Origin of the sequence: Acidiphilium sp. C61, from assembly GCF_905116885.1 — a bacterium.
Classification (GTDB): Bacteria; Pseudomonadota; Alphaproteobacteria; order Acetobacterales; family Acetobacteraceae; genus Acidiphilium.
In genome coordinates this window covers 160,103-177,385 of sequence record NZ_CAJHNI010000003.1, presented here as the reverse complement: position 1 = coordinate 177,385, position 17,283 = coordinate 160,103, and the positions used below count along the sequence as shown (strand labels likewise).

Below are 17,283 nucleotides of genomic sequence, written 5' to 3'. Positions count from 1 at the left end.
TGCTGAACAAACTGGTCGGCAGCGGTCATATGTCCGGCCTTCCGGTGCGGTGCATTTGACCGCTGGCCTGTTGATTTCCACCGAGATCTGACCCGGGATTTTCATCGAGAATTGATCCGGGTTGAAGGTATGTCCCGCGTTGCGAGGGACGGTCAAGCTGCTGGTGATTTATCCTTTCTGGCTTTGGGTTTGGTGGCGCTGTCCTTGAAGCGGAAGCTGTCATTGCCGGTCTCGATGATGTGGCAATGATGGGTCAGGCGGTCGAGCAGGGCTGTGGTCATCTTGGCATCCCCGAACACGCCGGCCCATTCGCTGAAGCTGAGGTTGGTGGTGATGATGACGCTGGTGCGTTCGTAAAGCTTGGAGAGCAGGTGGAAGAGCAGTGCACCGCCTGACGGGCTGAACGGCAGGTAGCCGAGTTCCTCGAGGATAGCGAGGTCGAGGCGCAGCAGGCGCTCGGCGAGCTGGCCTGCTCTGTTCATTGCCTTTTCCTGTTCAAGAGCATTGACCAGATCGACGGTGGCAAATAACCTGATCTTTTTGCGGTGATGTTCGACCGCCTGGACGCCCAAGGCAGTGGCCATATGGCTTTTGCCAGTTCCGGGGCCGCCGATGAGCACAACATTATCGGCTCCATCCATGAAGTCGCCGCGGTGCAGTTGCCGGATCAGGGCTTCGTTCACCTCGCTGGCGGCAAAATCGAAGCCGGCCAGGTCCTTGTAGGCGGGGAACCGGGCTGCTTTGATCTGGCAGGAGATGGACCTGACCTCGCGCTCGGCCACCTCCGCCTTCAGCAGCTGGGAGAGAATGGGCACAGCCGCATCGAAGGCGGGGGCGCCTTGTTCGATCAGCTCGCCAACGGCCTGGGCCATGCCGAACATATTGAGGCCGCGCAGCATCACCACCACGGCGGCGCTTGCAGGATCATGACGCATGGCGCTGGTCCCTGTCGCGCAGGGCGTCATAGCGCTCGACATTGGCAACCGGCTCGCGTGTCAGACGCAGGACCTGAGGTGCGTCGATGGGGGCTGCCGGCGGTGTCTTCCCGTCCGTCAGCCGGTGCAGAACGTTGATGACATGGATCTTGGTGGCAACGCCCGCCTCGAGCGCCAGTTCCACGGCGCACAGCGCCGCCTGCTCGTCATGCTGAAGCACAAGGGCGAGGATCTCGACCACCTCACGGTCGCCGCCGGGGCGCTTGAGAAGCTGGGTCTGCAATTGCCTGAAGGCTTCCGGCAGCTCAGCGAAGGGCGCGCCATTGCGCAAAGCCCCAGGCTTGCGCTGAAGGACGGCGAGATAATGCCGCCAGTCATAAACCGTTTGCCCGGCAGGTGATGACCGCGCTCTATAATCCGCGGATGCTCGCACAGAATCTGCCCCTCCGCGGCGACAACGATCCGTTCCGGATAGACCCGCAGGCTCACCGGCCGGTTCGCAAAGGATGCCGGCACGCTGTAGCGGTTGCGCTCAAAATGCACGAGGCAGGTCGGTGACACACGTTTGGTGTGCTCAACAAAGCCATCGAAGGAACGCCCCAGCGGCATCAGGCTAGCGCGCTCGGTCTCATGCACGTCGGCGATGGTGCCAGGCAGAGTGCCGTGCTGGATTTGCCCCCATTGCTCGATGCAACATGCCTCAAGCCAGGCGTTGAGCGCAGCCAGGTCAGGGAAGCTGGGCAGAGACTGCCATAGCCGGCGCCGTGCATCCTGCACGTTCTTCTCAACCTGTCCCTTCTCCCACCCCGATGCCGGGTTGCAAAAATCCGTCTCGAACAGATAATGGCTGGCCATGGCGGCAAAGCGTGTAGCGCGACAATCAGGATGAGAAGCGCGACGATCAGGATGAGAAAGTGATCGCGACCTCGGAACGTTAATCGGATTGGTTTGATGCTGGCAAGCGGGTTTCGGCGACTTGATTGTTGGGGTGGACGGCCCGCCGGCATCGGATGTGCCAAGGTAGGGTCGCATTACCAACCCAAGGAGAGGGCCGCCCAATGGAATACAAACGCATTTCGATCGATACGTCCAAGCATGTTTTCACGATCCACGGGGTCGATGAGGCGGAGCGGCCGGCGCTGCGCCGGGACCTCCGGCGGTCGCAGGTCGAGGCGTTCTTCGCCAAGCTGGAGCCGACCGAAGTGGCGTTGGAAGCCTGTGCCGGCGCGCATCACTGGGGCCGCCGGCTCGGTGCGATGGGCCATCGGGTGAAGCTGATCCCGCCGCAGTATGTGAAGCCCTTCGTCAAGCGTAACAAAAACGACCGCAACGATGCCGAGGCGATCGGCGAAGCGGCGTCACGGCCAAGCATGCCGACGGTGCCGGTGAAGAGCCTTGATGAGCAGGCAGCGACGGTCATCGTGAAGCACCGCGAGCTGCTGGTCGGGCAGCGGACTGCGGCGATTAACGCGCTGCGTGGGCATGCGGCGGAATTCGGCGTGATCGCAGCCAAAGGCACGACCAATGTCGAGCCGCTGCTGGCGGTCCTGGCCGAGGCGGCCGAGATTCCCGCGGCCGCCAAGGTGGCCTTCGCGGCGATGGGCGAGCATATCGCCGATCTCGACGCCAAGCTCGCGGCAATGGACAAGCAAATCCTCGAGCAACACAAGAGCAACCCGATCAGTCAACTCTTGGTGAAGGTTCCCGGCATCGGCCCGATCACCGCGATCACCCTGGCGCTGTCGGTGAACCCGGCGAACTTCGAGAGCGGACGCCACTTCGCCGCCTGGCTCGGCCTGACGCCGCGGGAGAATTCCACCGGCGGCAAACACCGACTGGGCAAGATCACCAAGGCCGGCAGCAAGAGGCTGCGGTCGCTGTTGGTGGTCGGGGCAACTTCGGTGATCCGGGTTACCAGACCGGGGCGGCCGTCGAGTTCGGCCTGGCTGTTGGGATTGCTGGCGCGCAAGCCGAAAAAGGTCGCGGCGGTCGCGTTGGCCAACAAGATCGCCCGGGTCGTCTGGGCGATGATGGCGCGGGGGGAAGCGTATCGGCGTCAGCCGAGCGCCGCCTGAGCCCCGCGTCGGTGCCTGGGGTTCAAGAGCGATAGGAGAAGATGGCGATCGGTCGAGCCGACGAATGGCACACATCCAGTGCGCGACAAAGGCATCTCAATGCCGGTTGATTGTTTTGGAATGCCATTCGCGGAACCCATCTGGGCTCGCGGTCATAGACCGCACGAAGAAGCCGGACACATGACCGCAGTCGAACCGCCGCCATGCTTCTCTGCGACGCCACCTTGAACCCCGCGGGCCGTCCACACATGTCGTGGCGCGACAATCTGCCGTTTTCGGTGATTGTCGCTCGTGTGGGTGGGCGTCCTGGTCCGGTTCGTCGTTGGATGGCGGTTTTGCGGCGATAGCTTTCGACGTTCATCTCGAAGATGGTGGCGTGGTGGACGAGGCGGTCAACGGCGGCGAGTGTCATGGCGGGATCGGGGAACACCTTTCCCCACTCGCCGAAGGGCTGGTTGGCGGTGATCATCAGGGACCGGCGCTCGTAGCGTGTGCTGATGAGTTCGAAGAGGACTGAGGTTTCGGCCTGATCCTTGGTGACGTAAGCGAGGTCGTCGAGGATCAGCAGGTGGAATTTGTCGAGCTTGGCGATGGTGGCCTCGAGGGCGAGTTCGCGACGTGCGATCTGGAGCTTCTGGACGAGGTCGGAGGTGCGGGTGAACAGCACGCGCCAGCCATTCTCGACGAGGGCGAGGCCGATGGCTGCGGCGAGATGGGACTTTCCTCCGCCGGGTGGGCCGAAGGCGAGGAGATTGGCGCCGGTATCGAGCCATCCGTCGCCGGAGCAGAGGGCGAGGACCTGGGCCTTGGAGATCATCGGCACGGCCTCGAAGGCGAAAGTGGCGATGGTCTTTCCGGGCGGCAGCCTGGCTTCGAGGAGGTGGCGCTCGATGCGCCTGCGGTCGCGCTCGGCGACCTCGTGCTCGGCGAGCGTGGCGAGGAGGCGTGCGGCGGGCCATGCTTCCTTGTCGGCGCGGGCGGCGAAGTCGGGCCAGACCTGCTTGATGGCGGGGAGCCTGAGCTCGTTGAGCAGCAGGGTAAGGCGCTGGGCGTCGACGGTGCGTGCGGTCTCGCTCATGCGGCTGCTCCCTGGAGCAGGATGTCATAGCTGGCGAGCGGCATGGTCGGGATGGTGAGTGCGGGCAGGCTGGCGGGATCGGGTGCGAAGCGCTGGCGGATGGCATTGAGGTCGGGCTGTCGGCCGGCGTTGCTATCGGCGGCGAGGACGCTGGCGAGTTCAGCCTCGCAGGCACGCTCATGGGCGATGGCGAGGAGTTCGACCATGATCCTGCACGCGTCCCTGGGCGGTGTCTGCTCGAGCAGGTGCTCGAAGGTCTGGCGATAGGCATCGCGCGGGAAGAGCTGGTGGCGATAGACGAGATTGAGCAGCGCCATCGGTTTGCGGCGCAGGCTGTGGATGACGTGGCGGTAGTCGACGACGTGGCCGTGTCTGCCATCCGGTTGTGGCCGGCCGCGGGGGAGTGTCATCAGCGGGGTGGCGGCGAGGAACAGCTCGAGCCGGTTGTCATAGAGGCGGACGCGGAGCCGCTGGCCGATCAGGCGGGAGGGGACGGTGTAGAAGACCTTCCTGAGGGTGAAGCCGCCGGAGGAGGTGATGGTGACGACGGTCTCCTCGTAATCGGCGGTGCGCTGCTCGGGGAGTTTCTGCAGGGCGGCGCGCTCGGCGTCGATGCGCTCGGCGTGGCGCCGGTTCTGGCGGCCGACGATCTCGGCGATGAAGCGGCGATAGGCTTCGAGATCGACGAAGACTGTGCTGCCACGCAGGAGAAGGGCGTCGCGGACCACGCGCTTGAGATGGCCGTGGGGGCTTTCGATGGCGCCGTTCTCATGAGCGACACCGCGATTGTTGCGCGACGGGGTCATGCCGTAATGGGCGCAGAGCGCGTCATATCGGCGGGTCAGGTCGGCGACGTTCTCGGCGGCCAGGTTGCGGAAGGCGGCGGAGAGGCTGTCGCTGCGATGTTCGCGCGGGGCGCCGCCCAGAAGCCAGAGGGCGTTCTGCAGCCCCTCGGCGAGGGCGACGTAGCTCTCGCCGCCCAGGATGACATGGGCGTGCTCGAAGCCGGACCAGACCAGGCGGAAGTGATAGAGCCGGTGGTCGAGCGGGGCGCCGGCGACGATGATGCCGAGCTCGTTCATGTCGGTGAAGTCGGACAGGCCCATCGCGCCCGGCTCATGGGTCTGGCGAAAGATGACCTCCTGCTCCGGCCCGTGCAGCGCGCGCCAGGTGCGGATACGCCGCTCGAGCGTCCGCCGGACACCCGGGGCGAGATCGGGATGCCGCCGGCACATCTCCTCGAAGATCGCCACGGCCCTGAGGCCGGGCGCGGCTTCCAGCAGCGGCACCACCTCAGCGTCGAAGATCGCCGCCAGCGGATCCGGGCGGCGCCGGCCGCGTGGCGGCTTCGCCGATGATGGCAGGTGCCGCTTCTGCTCCAGCCGGTAGCCCGCGGCCGTGCTGAAGCCGGCCCTGGCGGCCGCCAGGGCAACGCCGTCTGTCTGTCGATATCTCATGAAAAGCCTCTTCTGGTGGTCGTTGATGTGGCGGCCGGGCACGAAGGTCTCCCCGTTGCGAGGAGGCATCCTCCGCGACCCGGCCGGCCGCGACCACGGCGGCGCCCTGGCAAGGACGCCGCCCGGCTGGGGAGGCACCGGCTCCGGGCTACGCCCTTCGCCGGTGCCTCCCCAGCCGTCTTCTCATCCTGATTGACGCCGGATTCTCACGTTGATCGTCGCGCGACACCGGGGTGCATAACCCCGCCGTGAAAGCGGCGATGACCGACAACGTGAACATGCGGCTGCCAGTGCCGGTGCGGATCGTTCATGCGGCGATTTATCAGCGCGACTATAATGACCTCGGCTTCGTGTGCGGGCAGGTAAAGCACGGGCAGTGGCAGTTTTACGTGGTGGATATGAGCCTAGTGCAGGTAGGAAAATATGCCCAAACGGTGCGCCGGCTGCCATGAGACTTGTGCGCGGATAGGCGACGATACTGGAAAATGTGAGGAGTGCGCCGGGCTCCGTCAGGTTGCCGAGTCTTGGTGTGGCACCTACCCCGGGTCTTGATGATCGACATCGAAGCCCCGCCGCTCAAAGGGTACCGCTTCCCGGGGTCATGTGTGGAACGGCCCTGGATTCAAGATCGACGGTGCGAGAATTTGGCGGCGGCACGAATGCGGTCATGTGTCCGGCCTGTTGGCGCGGCATCATGGCCGCTGGCCCAGATGGGTTCCGCGAATGACGTCCAAACACTTCTGCGGCACGAGGGCGTAGAAGCCGATAATCACCGCGTCAGCCTGATCGAACTGGGCTTCGAGGAGGGACAGGGCGGCTTGTTCGCGACGCCGATGAGTGGTGACGCACTGCACGACTGGCTTCGGGGTGAGGGCGATGCGTGAGGACGGCGATGATCAGGGTCTCGGGGTTGGAGCCGACCGAGCGTCCTCAGCCGGGATCGAATTGCTGCGACGGATCCGGAAGGAGCAATCCCACCTCGCTCGGCTACGTCTTCGGGGTCGACCGGCGCCTGCCGTCTTGGAGGCCGTCCTCACAGCCCAATAAAGCGACAACATCGCAGCCTCGCGGCCACAACAACCTTTGGCTCGTCAGGCTATTTGCACCAAAGCCACCTAAATTTCAGTTACGGGCAAAGTCAAGGCAATTCACATCCGATGCCGTGGGCCGTCCCACCTCAATACTTTTCAGTGGCAATCAGAAGACGATCATCAACACGCGATCAATGTCCCCTTATGTCAGCAGTATATGGCGCAATTGAGCAAGTCCGGAGTCCTGCCACAAAAATGGTGCCGCCCATCCGAAGGATGTTCCGGCCAGCGAGAGCAATACCCAGGCTGCTCGTTCGCCGTGTCGCAGGCTCGCTGTGGCGGTCCAACTGGCGACCGCAGCCAGGCTGCATGCAACGACGACCATTGGTGCGTTGAGGTGCCAGAAATATGTCGCCAAGGCGCCCGAAATCGGTGGCAGCAACAGGGCCGCAAGCGCCGTGGCCGGTTGGGTTTGTTCCCGCTGGTTGAGCCCGAGGCGCCAGATGATCAGCCAGCTTCTTGGCGCGATAGTTGCGCACATCAGCGCCAGCGCAACAAACGCTGCCGCGAACTGGCCGCCAAACGAGGCCAGCCAGGCGCTGTGAAGGACTTCCTGTGGAGCCGCCCCGTGCAGGATCGCGTTCCATACAGCGATCGCTTCGGCGGGCGGGCGCCCAAACATCGCACCGCTTAATATCATCGATGATACAACAATGAAGCCTGGTAGAAGTACAATTGTGAATAGTGCGACTGCAGCGGAAATGCTGTTCATTTCACGAGAGGCAAGTGGCAAGACGATTAATGTGGGCGCTACCCAGTAGATTGCATTTGGCCAAAGGACGAACATCGCGGCGACGCCAACTCCGAGCAGTATAAGTGCCCGCGTATCGGCGATCGCTTCGACGCGATCGATCGCCAGAATCAGGAGGCCCACCACGATCGTGTAAAATATCATTGTGCCTGCGCGGTCGCCGGCACCGACTGGCATCCCCATGTCGCCGCCATCATTCAGGTCGAGCGCGCAATCGCCACCCGCAATCCCGAAACCGGCCTGCTCAAGCTGACACACGACACCGCCTTCTACGTCGCCAACACATCCCTCACCGCCGCCATCGCCGCCAAGGCCATCCGCGCACATTGGGGCATCGAAAATTCCTCCCACTATGTCCGAGACGTCACCTTCGCAGAGGATCGATCCCGGATCCGAACCAACCCTGGCGTCATCGCCCGATTGCGCAGCTTCGCCTTCAACATCCTGATGAACAGCAAACCCAGCGCCAGCACCCTCAGCCAGGACCGCTACCGCGCCGCGCTTGCCGACCTCTACCACATCCTCGCTCTCAATCACTATCCCAAAGCGTTGAACAGCCATGGAGTCTATTATGGGCCAAAGGTATACTTGGCAGCTTCGGATCAATTCGTTGTTATTTTGGTTGAGACAGCGTATTGGTTGAGTAATTGATCCGGGACAGGAGTATCGGCGCCATGAAACCGCCGCAGCCTGCCGCCCGGCAAACGCGCCATCAGGCGGTAACAGATATAGCAGCCATGACAACGCCGGGGCGATTCCTTGTCGTGGGCATTGGCGCGTCCGCAGGCGGACTCGATGCATGCCGCAAGTTGCTCGACGCGATGCCCGATGGGTCCGGGATGGCGCTGATCGTCGTCCAGCATCTCGATCCCAACCATCCGAGCATGATGGCCGATCTGCTGTCGGGGCATACCGGCATGATGGTGCGCGAGGCGGCGGACGGATTGCCGGTCGAGTCTGAAACCGTCTATCTCATACCACCCGGCACGTATTTGGCGGTTGACAGCGGTGTGCTGCGCCTGTCGCAACCTCTGGCCCACCACGGGGCACGCCTGCCGTTTGATTTCCTGTTGCCCTCGCTGGCCACCTGCTATGGGACGCAGGCGGCGGCGGTCGTGCTCTCGGGCACCGGCGCGGATGGCAGCATCGGCATCCGTTCGATCCGCGAACATGCCGGGCTCGTCATCGCCCAGCATCCGGGCGAGGCCGCGTATGATGGCATGCCGTCCAATGCGATCGCGACCGGCATGGTCGACGCCGTATTGTCGCTTGCCGAAATCCCCGCCCGCCTGATCAGCTACGCTCGTTCCCTCGATAGATCGTCCGAACGTGAACCCACCCCCGATCAGCCGCCGTTCGAGGCCATCATCGCGATGGTGCTTGGCAGCACCGGGCATGATTTCACGCCCTACAAGAGGGGCACCCTGCAGCGACGGATCGAGCGGCGGATGGCGCTCGCCGCCATAGATCCCGGCAACTTGCAGGCCTATCTCGACATGCTGCGCGGCAATGCGGCCGAACTCGACCTGCTGGCAAAGGACTTGCTGATCAACGTCACCAGTTTTTTCCGCGATCCGGAGATCTTCAAGACCCTGGAGGAGCAGGTGATCCCGGATCTGATCGCCCGCCACCCCCAAGACCTGCCGATCCGCATCTGGGTCGCCGGGTGCAGCACGGGCGAGGAAGCCTATTCCCTGGCAATGCTGTTTCGTGAGGCGCTGGACCGCGCGAAATCGCAAAGCCAGATTCAGGTCTTCGCCTCCGACATCGATGCCGAAGCCGTTGCTGCTGCGCGCGAGGGTCTTTATCCGCCGAGGATCGAAGCCGAGGTCACGGCAGATCGGCTCGGCCGCTTCTTCATCCGCGAAGGCGACAGCTATCGCATCGTGCCCGAGTTGCGTTCGCTCGTGGTGTTCACCGTCCAGGACCTGCTGACCGACCCGCCGTTCTCCCGGCTGGATTTTGTTTCGTGCCGCAACCTGCTGATCTATCTGCGGCCGGAGGCACAGGCGAAGGTCATGTCCCTGTGCCGCTTCGCACTGCGTAATGGCGGCATCCTCCTGCTAGGCACTTCGGAGACGACCGGCCGCGCCGACCACGGTTTCTCGGTCATCTCCAAGAAGGAGCGAATCTATCAGCGCGACGGCCCGCTCATGCCGGGCGATCTGGGGTTCTCGATCGGGATCGGCGATACGCTACGGCTACCGCCGCTGCGCCGCCCTCCTGACGGTCCGCCACGCCCGGCGAGCCTCGCCGAACTTTGCGGCAGACTCGTGCTCCACCTTTATGCGCCGGCCGCTGTGCTGATCAATGCGCGTCGCGAAACCCTGTTCTCACTGGGGCCGACCGAGCGCTTTCTCAAGGTGCCGCCAGGTCCTCCATCCCATGACCTGTTGGCTATGGTCGACCCCGGGGTCCGTGCCAGGCTGCGCGGGGCGATCCAGCGCGCCACAGAGGGCGGTGGGCACGTCGTGGTCGCGGGCGGCACCGTGGAGACCCTGAGTAGCAGCATGGCGTTCGACATCGAGGTCTGGCCGGTTCCGGAGACCGGGGAAGCGGCGCTGCTGGTCTGTTTCATCGAACGCCAGCCGGACAAACCGCGCGCGCAAGGCAAGACCGGCGAGGAGAATGCCCCGCGGGTTGTCGAACTGGAGGGCGAACTTGCCGCCACCAAGACCGAGCTGCTCGGGGTGATTCGCGAACTGGAGAGAGCCGGCGAAGATCAGCGCGCGGTCAACGAGGAAGCGCTGTCGATCAACGAGGAGTTCCAGTCTACCAATGAGGAGTTGCTTATCTCCAAGGAGGATCTGCAATCGCTGAACGAGGAACTGATCGCACTGAACGGCCAGCTGCAGGAAACCCTCGAACGCGAGCGAAACGCCTCCAATGACCTTGAGAACGTGCTTTACAGCACCAACGTGGCAACGCTGTTCCTCGACCCGGCGCTCAATATAAGGCTGTTCACACCGGCCACGCGGGAACTGTTCAATATCCTTCGCGGCGATATTGGTCGGCCGCTCGCCGATCTGACCGGGGTTGCAGGCATCGAAACCCTGGCTGACGATGCTGCTGCGGTCTTGCAGACTGCAATTCCGGCGGCGCGCGAGATCGAGGCGCCAGCAGGCCGCTGGCTGACACGTCGAATCCTGCCGTATCGCAACCATGACGGCGGGGTTGACGGCATCGTTGTCACCTTCGCCGACGTCACCGAACAGAAGCTTGCGGCAAGCGCCCTGGAGGCCGCCCGACAGCAGGCTGAGCAGGCGACGCTCGCGAAATCGCGATTCCTCGCTGCGGTAAGCCACGATCTGCGCCAGCCTCTGCAAACGATAGCGCTCCTGCAGGAACTACTGACGGAAACGACAAGTGGCAAAGCCGCGCTGGGGCTGATCCAGCAGATCAAGCAGACCACCTCAGTGATGGCCGGCATGTTGAACACCCTGCTCGACATCAATCAGATCGAGGCCGGCACCGTGAAGGTTACGGTTTCGACGTTCGCAGTCGACGAGATCCTGCGCGATCTTCACGATGAATTTCATTTTCAGGCGGAGGAGCGGAACGTCCAACTGCGCGTCGTAGACAGCACCGTGGTGATCGCGAGCGACCGTGCGCTGCTCAAGCAGATGCTGCGCAACCTGCTGTCGAACGCCATCAAGTACACGCAATCCGGCAGGATCCTGCTCGGCTGTCGGCGTCGGCACGGCGGACTCAGCATAGAGGTCTGGGACACCGGCGTCGGCATTCCCGAACCCGAATGGACTGCTATTTTCGACGAACATTATCAGATCGACAATCCGGCCCGCGAACGTGGCCGCGGCCTCGGGCTCGGGCTTGCGATCGTCCGGCGCGTTGGTGAGTTGCTCGGACACCCGATCGAACTGCGTTCGCGCATGGGCAGGGGGTCGATGTTCGCGGTCCAGGTGCCGTTGGCCCCAGCTGTGTCGGCCGCGGCACAGGCGGAAGCCCAGACCTCCCGAGCCGTCGCACTGGCGTGGCGTCCCAAGGCAATTCTCTTGATCGAAGACGATCCCGATCTGCGCCGACTCCTCGTGCAGTTTCTCGAAGGCATGGGGCACCGGATTGAGGCAGTGCCAGACGGACCAGCAGCAATGGCGCGGGTCGCTACCAGCGACTTCCGACCCGACCTCATTCTTACTGACTACAATTTGCCGAGTGGCATGTCGGGCACCGAGGCGGTGACGGCGTTGCGCAAGCGGCTGGACGCGCCGGTCGCCAGCCTGATCCTGACCGGCGAAATTTCCAGTGAGACGTTGGCCGAGATCGAGCAACACGGGGCCGTCCGGCTCAATAAGCCGATCCTGCCCGGCGAATTGGCCGCGGCGATCAGGAAGATAGAAACCGGCGAGCGGTCGCCGACGAATCCCATGCACGGCGAGGCGTGCGTCGGCATCATCGATGACGACAAGCCTATTCGTGACAGCCTGTCCGCCCTGCTCGGCAAACACGGATGGCAGGTTGCCGCTTACGTCAGCGCTGAGGATTTCCTGCGCGACGGCTGCCAGCTTTCCCATGCCTGTCTGCTACTCGACGCGCGCCTGCCCGGCATGTCGGGCATCGACCTTCTGAAACTGTTGCGCAAGGAAGCGAACGAGACGCCGGTCATTATCATGACCGGCCAGGGTAATGTCCAGCAGGCAGTCATGGCGCTTCATGCGGGCGCTGCGGATTTCATCGAAAAGCCCATTGCGGTTGCAGATCTACTGGCGGGTATAGACGCCGCGATCGAACTGAACTCGAACCAGGTCCGCCGGGCCCAGGCGCGCGACGATGCGCGGCAGCGCCTGGGCATGCTGACAGACCGGCAACGCGAAATCATGATGCGTGTGCTTGCCGGCCACCCGAGCAAGAACATCGCTTCCGATCTTGGCATCAGCCAGCGGACCGTCGAGGCGCATCGCGCCGCGATCATGAAGAGGACTGGTGTAAGGTCACTCCCTGCCCTGACACGGCTGGTGCTGTTGACGGACATGTTCCATGATAAACAGGCATAGATCGATCCTGATCGGAAAACGCTTGCTGATTCCGGGCTCAATTCGCCCGGGATTCCGAGATTAACTCGCCCGGGATTTCGGGAATTATTCGCCCACCTGTTCCGACTTTTATTCGCCCAGGCGGGCGGGGTTGGCCGGATCGGATTGAGGTCTCTGCTGGCTGGTTCAGGTTCCCTCCCTTTGGCTGATCGAGGGAGCGGACGAATGCCAGTGGAGCGGATTGCGATGCGCGATGTGCGCCAAATATTCTGACGACGGACAGGAAATGTCTTCAAGGCCGCCGGTATCGCGCTGCCCCACAACATTAGCGAACACCCCGCAGACTGAAGCCGCGGCCACGCACCGCCGACCCAACACTCCAAAAATTTATTGATGGGGTGGACGCCCCCCGACGGCACCTATGTGCCAAGGTAGGTGTCAACACACCTGCAGGAGGAGGCGTCCGTGGCCGAGGTTACTACAATTGGACTCGATATCGCAAAGCACGTTTTCCAGGCGCATGGCGTTGATGCCGATGGCCACAAGGTCTTCAGCCGGCGGCTCACGCGGGCAAAAGTGCTGGAGTTCTTCTCTGCGCAGCCTCGCAGCCTGGTGGCGCTGGAGGCCTGCGGCGGCGCACACCACTGGGTTCGCGAACTTGCGAAACTGGGGCATGATGTCCGTTTAATCCCGCCAGCTTACGTCAAGCCGTTTGTCAAGCGCAACCAGAAGAACGACGCAAATGATGCCGAAGCAATCAGCGAAGCCGCGCAGCGGCCGAACATGCGTTTTGTCGCGGTCAAGAGCGAGGAGCAGCAGGCCTCGGCGCTGGTTTTCCGTACCCGAGATCTTCTGGTGCGGCAGCGCACGCAACTGATCAACGCGATCCGCGGTCACATGGCCGAATACGGCTGGGTTGCTCCGAAGGGCCGGATGTGGATGGCGTCGCTGCGCGAGGTGATCGATAGCGACAACTCGCTGCCGGTAGCAGCCCGCGACATGCTCCGGGTCATGCTGGTCATGCTCGATGGGCTCGATGGGCTCGATGGGCTCGATTTTCAGATCGCTGATCTCGACAAGGAAATCGCCCGGCGAGCTCGCGAGGACGAGGATGTGCGGCGCCTAATGACGATCCCGGGCATCGGCCCGATCGCGGCGACGGCTATTTGCGCTCTGGCGCCACCCGCGGAGACTTTCGCGCGAGGGCGGGACTTTGCCGCCTGGGTAGGGCTCACACCATTGCAAAAATCGACTGGCGGCAAGCCCAGGCAGCGGCGGACAACGAAGATGGGCGAGCGAACCTTGCGGCGTTTGCTGATTATCGGCGCGAGTACCTTGATCCGACACGCTAGCAAGAAAGGCCCGACCGAAGGAGGCTGGCTTGCTTCGATGCTGACACGCAAGCCGCGAATGTTGGTCACGGTTGCACAGGCCAACAAGACCGCACGCATTGTGTGGGCCGTGCTCACAAAGAAAGAGGATTATCGAGCTTCGGTAGCTGCAGCAGTATAAACTGCCAAGCTACTGAGGCTGGCGGAGAAGGTAGGCGATCGAAGGAGAGTATGACACAACCGTCGGCGAGACGGGGTCGGAAAACCAGTTGTTACCAATGTGCGCGAGCACGCTGTAGTGTTTTGGATCCGATCCGCGAACTCCCATACAGGCCCGCAGAACATCTCTGCACCCAGAGGCCGGACAGATGGCAGCATCCGACACCTGTGCACCCTCAAATTTGCGCTTGCTTTCCGCGGGGCGTCCACAGATGCCGCCTCGATGTCGCGGTGGCGGGCGATCATCGCATCCGCCGCCTCGGTGAGGGCGGCGCTGCCGGCGCGGGGCATGCGCGCGAGGGCGGCCATTTCGATCAGTTCGCGCATGTCGGCCACCTCGGCGGCGAAACCGTCATGGAATTCCCGCAGGATCCAGCCGCCGCGCGGCTGCTTGGCGATGAGCCCGAAGCGGGAGAAGCCGATCAGGAATTCGCGGACGGAAACGGTGCTGGCATTGCTGTCGCGCGCCAGTTCGGCTTCGGAGAAGGTGTGCCCGGGCCGCCAGTCGCCAAGGAGGACGCGCTGCATGAAGACGCGTTCGATATGCTCTTGCGGCCCGTCGGTTTCCGACTCGGTGTAATAATCCGTGCGTTTGGGGCGGCGCATGACGCGGGGGCGGGCCGGCCCGCGCTCGAGAATCCCGCTCGCGATCATGGTTTCGATGGCGGCGCGCACCGTAGTGCGGCTCACCCCGAACTGACGGGCAAGCACGCTCTCCGACCCGAATGCGCCTGGCTCTGCCGAAAGGCCCCTGATGTAGTCGAGCAGGGCGTTATTCGTTCGCTTCAGCAACGTGTTCGGCTTTGCCATTCCTTCTGCTCGGCGCGGTTCAGGGGACAAGAAAAAGGCGGCCACATGTCGAGAACCGCCAGGAAAGGGAAATGTTTTTCACGGGTGTATGACAGAAAAGCGTAACCAAGGCCCCTTCTCCCAATATCGACATTGCGCCTGACTCGCCGCGCCTTCAAGGGCCAAAGAGCTACCTCGTCCACAATACCTCTGGATCGTGCCCCGGCACGCTCGTCTGGGGCAGACCTGAGGGGCAGGAGGGGGACGAGAAAAAGGCGACCCGGGTCCGATCCGCCTTATCAGGTTCTATTGCGCAAGAATGGATAAGGCAGATCCCATGACGCCTTCGTCCAAGAGGGTCACATTGTGACCGCCCCGTCGGGTCTTCAAGCGGGATCGATGTTTTGTGTTGTGCTGGGGGGAGGTTGCGGGAGGGAGCGGGATCTCCCCATGTCCTTTTCCGAATTTTCGGTAGTGTCCGGGGTCGTGGTGGACTTTTGGGCCCTGTAACGGTGTAGTTTGAGGTGGCCATCGGATCAGTCGGCTATGGTGGAGTTGCGAGACTTCAACCTGAAGCCTGGAGAACCCGATGACCGAAGATAGATTACCACTGGCTGAGCTACTGGCCAAAGCCGGGGACGGCGATTTTCTGCGCAGCGTTGCGGAGGCGGTGGTTCAACTGCTGATGGAGACGGATGTGGATGGGCTGATCGGCGCCAGCCGCTACGAGCGCAGCGGCGAGCGCGCGACCTATCGCAACGGCTACCGGGAACGCGCATTGGACACGCGGCTTGGCAGCTTGCAGCTTCGGATCCCGAAGCTGCGGCAGGGGAGCTACTTCCCGCCGTTCCTGGAAGCTCGCCGGACCTCGGAGAAGGCGCTGGCCGCGGTCATCCAGGAAGCCTGGATTGGCGGCGTCTCGACCCGGCGGGTAGACGAGCTGGTGCAGGCCATGGGGCTGACGGGGATCAGCAAGAGCACGGTCTCGAAACTGTGCAAGGACATCGATGAGAGGGTGAACGCCTTCCTCGACCGGCCACTCGCCGGCGAGTGGCCGTATCTGTGGTTGGATGCGACCTATCTCAAGCAGCGCGAAGGTGGGCGGATCGTCTCAGTTGCAGCGATAATCGCAGTGGCGGTGAACACCGACGGTCGGCGCGAGATCGTCGGCCTGCACATCGGCCCGTCCGAGGCGGAGACCTTCTGGTCGACCTTTCTCAAGAGCTTGGTCCGCCGTGGGTTGCGTGAGGTGAAACTGGTGATCTCCGATGCTCATGAAGGATTGAAGGCGGCGATCCGCCGGGTGATGGGGGCATCCTGGCAAAGATGCCGCGTTCACTGGATGCGCAACGCCTTGTCCTATGTGCCGAAGGGGCAGCAGAGCATGGTGTCTGCAGCGTTGCGTCAGGCGTTTATCCAGCCGGATCGCGTCAGTGCCAGCCAGACCCTGCGCCATGTGGCCGACCAGCTCCGGGGCAAATGGCCAAAACTTGGCGCGTTCATCGACGACAGTGAAACCGACGTGCTGGCGCACATGGACTTTCCCGCCCAGCACCGAACCAAAATTCACTCGACGAACCCGCTCGAACGCCTGAACAAGGAGGTCAAGCGCCGCGCCGATGTCGTCGGCATCTTTCCCAATGAAGGTTCGATCATCCGCCTGATCGGGGCCGTGCTGCTCGAGGCCAACGACGAATGGCAGACACAGAACCGCTATATGCAGATCGAGGGAATGGTCGAACTCATGGCACCCGCCATCGATGCCGATACACCACGAATTTCCACCGTCGCCGCGTGACCATTGGCCGCTTCAGCTACACCAGAATTTCCACCACATTGACGGACGCTATCGAATTTTCGCGCCATACTCGCCTCACAGGGCGCAAACGGGGCTTTCCATTGCAGAAGTCCGGCGCAGCGGCCTCCTGCTATTTCAGCACATCGCCGGCCAGAAAGCGCACCAGCCGGCCTTTGAGGCCCGGCATCGCCTTGGCCTGCTGGATCCGTGGCCTCCGCCTTCTCCGCGCGCCGTAGCGCCTCTTCCGCCCGTCCTTCGGCTACCTGGGCGGACTTGGCGGCCTTCTGTGCCTCCACGGCGTTCGCCCGCGCTTTCTCCTGCTCAGCCTCCAGCGCTCGCCTCCGGCGCTCCGCTGCCTCAATCACCATCGCCAGTCGCGCCTCTGCCTGACGCTCGATTTCCGCGATCCTGGCTTTGGTGGCTTCCAGTTCCGCACCCAGGTCGGGTGATGCCCCGACGGGCTCCGGCTCATTCGCCCCACCAGCCCGACGCAGCGCCGCCAGTGGCTCCAGGGGGTCATCGTCGCGGGTCATCAGAGTCGCCGCCTGCTTCAGCAACGGGTGCGCCTGCTCCGGGGCCATAAGCAGAACTTGCTTGATACCGCGCTCGGCGAGCGCCGCCCGGCGCCGGGCAGCACACAATCGATTCCCGTCCCTGCTGTTCTTGGCCATAGCTAATCATGGCACATATCGCCACCGAAAGGTTGCATATCTTCCGGCGCTGGCCAAAGCCAGCGGCCTCCCGAATTGACGCCCCCATTCTACAGGA

11 protein-coding genes and 2 pseudogenes are annotated in these 17,283 nt (G+C 63.1%); 7 read left to right on the top strand and 6 right to left on the bottom strand.

Annotation, left to right across the window (positions count from 1 at the left end):
• Nucleotides 1–152: 152 nt before the first annotated feature.
• The gene (gene istB, locus HUW10_RS01165; protein ID WP_174501860.1) at nt 153–935 is read right to left on the bottom strand and encodes an IS21-like element helper ATPase IstB; all 783 of its coding nucleotides are present in this window, start codon (nt 933–935) and stop codon (nt 153–155) included.
• Nucleotides 925–1,802: pseudogene (locus HUW10_RS01160) on the bottom strand (Mu transposase domain-containing protein); the annotation flags it as partial. The gene istB (HUW10_RS01165) and the pseudogene HUW10_RS01160, both read right to left, overlap by 11 nt.
• Before the next feature lie 191 nt (nt 1,803–1,993).
• On the opposite strand from HUW10_RS01160, the gene HUW10_RS01155 reads away from it, so the two are divergent.
• Nucleotides 1,994–3,010 carry an IS110 family transposase gene (locus HUW10_RS01155; protein WP_174501859.1) on the top strand — a complete coding sequence of 339 codons (1,017 nt, stop codon included), beginning with the start codon at nt 1,994–1,996 and terminating at the stop codon, nt 3,008–3,010.
• Nucleotides 3,011–3,032: 22 nt separating this feature from the next.
• Here HUW10_RS01155 and istB (HUW10_RS01150) read toward each other — a convergent pair whose 3' ends face one another.
• Together istB (HUW10_RS01150) and istA are read right to left on the bottom strand one after the other, a co-directional pair.
• Nucleotides 3,033–4,088, bottom strand: a complete 1,056-nt coding sequence (gene istB / locus HUW10_RS01150) for an IS21-like element helper ATPase IstB (protein ID WP_304503467.1) — start codon at nt 4,086–4,088, stop codon at nt 3,033–3,035.
• Nucleotides 4,085–5,614, bottom strand: a complete 1,530-nt coding sequence (istA, locus tag HUW10_RS01145) for an IS21 family transposase (RefSeq protein WP_011930483.1) — start codon at nt 5,612–5,614, stop codon at nt 4,085–4,087. Before istA ends, istB (HUW10_RS01150) begins: the two co-directional genes overlap by 4 nt.
• A 191-nt stretch (nt 5,615–5,805) precedes the next feature.
• Here istA and HUW10_RS01140 point away from each other — a divergent pair, with 191 nt between their 5' ends.
• From HUW10_RS01140 to HUW10_RS01120, 5 genes and pseudogenes are all read left to right on the top strand, one after another.
• Nucleotides 5,806–5,997 carry a hypothetical protein gene (locus HUW10_RS01140; RefSeq protein WP_043508777.1) on the top strand — a complete coding sequence of 64 codons (192 nt, stop codon included), beginning with the start codon at nt 5,806–5,808 and terminating at the stop codon, nt 5,995–5,997.
• A 99-nt stretch (nt 5,998–6,096) separates the two neighbouring features.
• On the top strand, nt 6,097–6,429 hold the full coding sequence (locus tag HUW10_RS01135; protein ID WP_155856279.1) for a hypothetical protein: 333 nt from the start codon (nt 6,097–6,099) through the stop codon (nt 6,427–6,429).
• Between the two features lie 973 nt (nt 6,430–7,402).
• Nucleotides 7,403–7,784 (top strand): annotated as a pseudogene (locus tag HUW10_RS18625) (hypothetical protein); the annotation flags it as partial.
• Between the two features lie 277 nt (nt 7,785–8,061).
• Entirely contained in the window at nt 8,062–12,399 is a 4,338-nt protein-coding gene (locus tag HUW10_RS01125; RefSeq protein ID WP_174501858.1) for a chemotaxis protein CheB, read from the top strand.
• Between the two features lie 444 nt (nt 12,400–12,843).
• On the top strand, nt 12,844–13,890 hold the full coding sequence (locus tag HUW10_RS01120; RefSeq protein ID WP_011930529.1) for an IS110 family transposase: 1,047 nt from the start codon (nt 12,844–12,846) through the stop codon (nt 13,888–13,890).
• On the opposite strand, the gene HUW10_RS01115 is transcribed toward HUW10_RS01120, so the two are convergent.
• The gene (locus HUW10_RS01115) at nt 13,860–14,738 is read right to left on the bottom strand and encodes a GntR family transcriptional regulator (protein WP_011930528.1); all 879 of its coding nucleotides are present in this window, start codon (nt 14,736–14,738) and stop codon (nt 13,860–13,862) included. The genes HUW10_RS01120 and HUW10_RS01115 overlap by 31 nt on opposite strands.
• A 568-nt stretch (nt 14,739–15,306) precedes the next feature.
• Here HUW10_RS01115 and HUW10_RS01110 point away from each other — a divergent pair.
• Complete coding sequence (locus HUW10_RS01110) at nt 15,307–16,515, top strand: IS256 family transposase (protein WP_011930484.1); 1,209 nt, start codon at nt 15,307–15,309, stop codon at nt 16,513–16,515.
• On the opposite strand, the gene HUW10_RS01105 is transcribed toward HUW10_RS01110, so the two are convergent.
• Nucleotides 16,431–17,186 carry a hypothetical protein gene (locus HUW10_RS01105; RefSeq protein ID WP_236656145.1) on the bottom strand — a complete coding sequence of 252 codons (756 nt, stop codon included), beginning with the start codon at nt 17,184–17,186 and terminating at the stop codon, nt 16,431–16,433. The genes HUW10_RS01110 and HUW10_RS01105 overlap by 85 nt on opposite strands.
• Between the last annotated feature and the right edge of the window lie 97 nt (nt 17,187–17,283).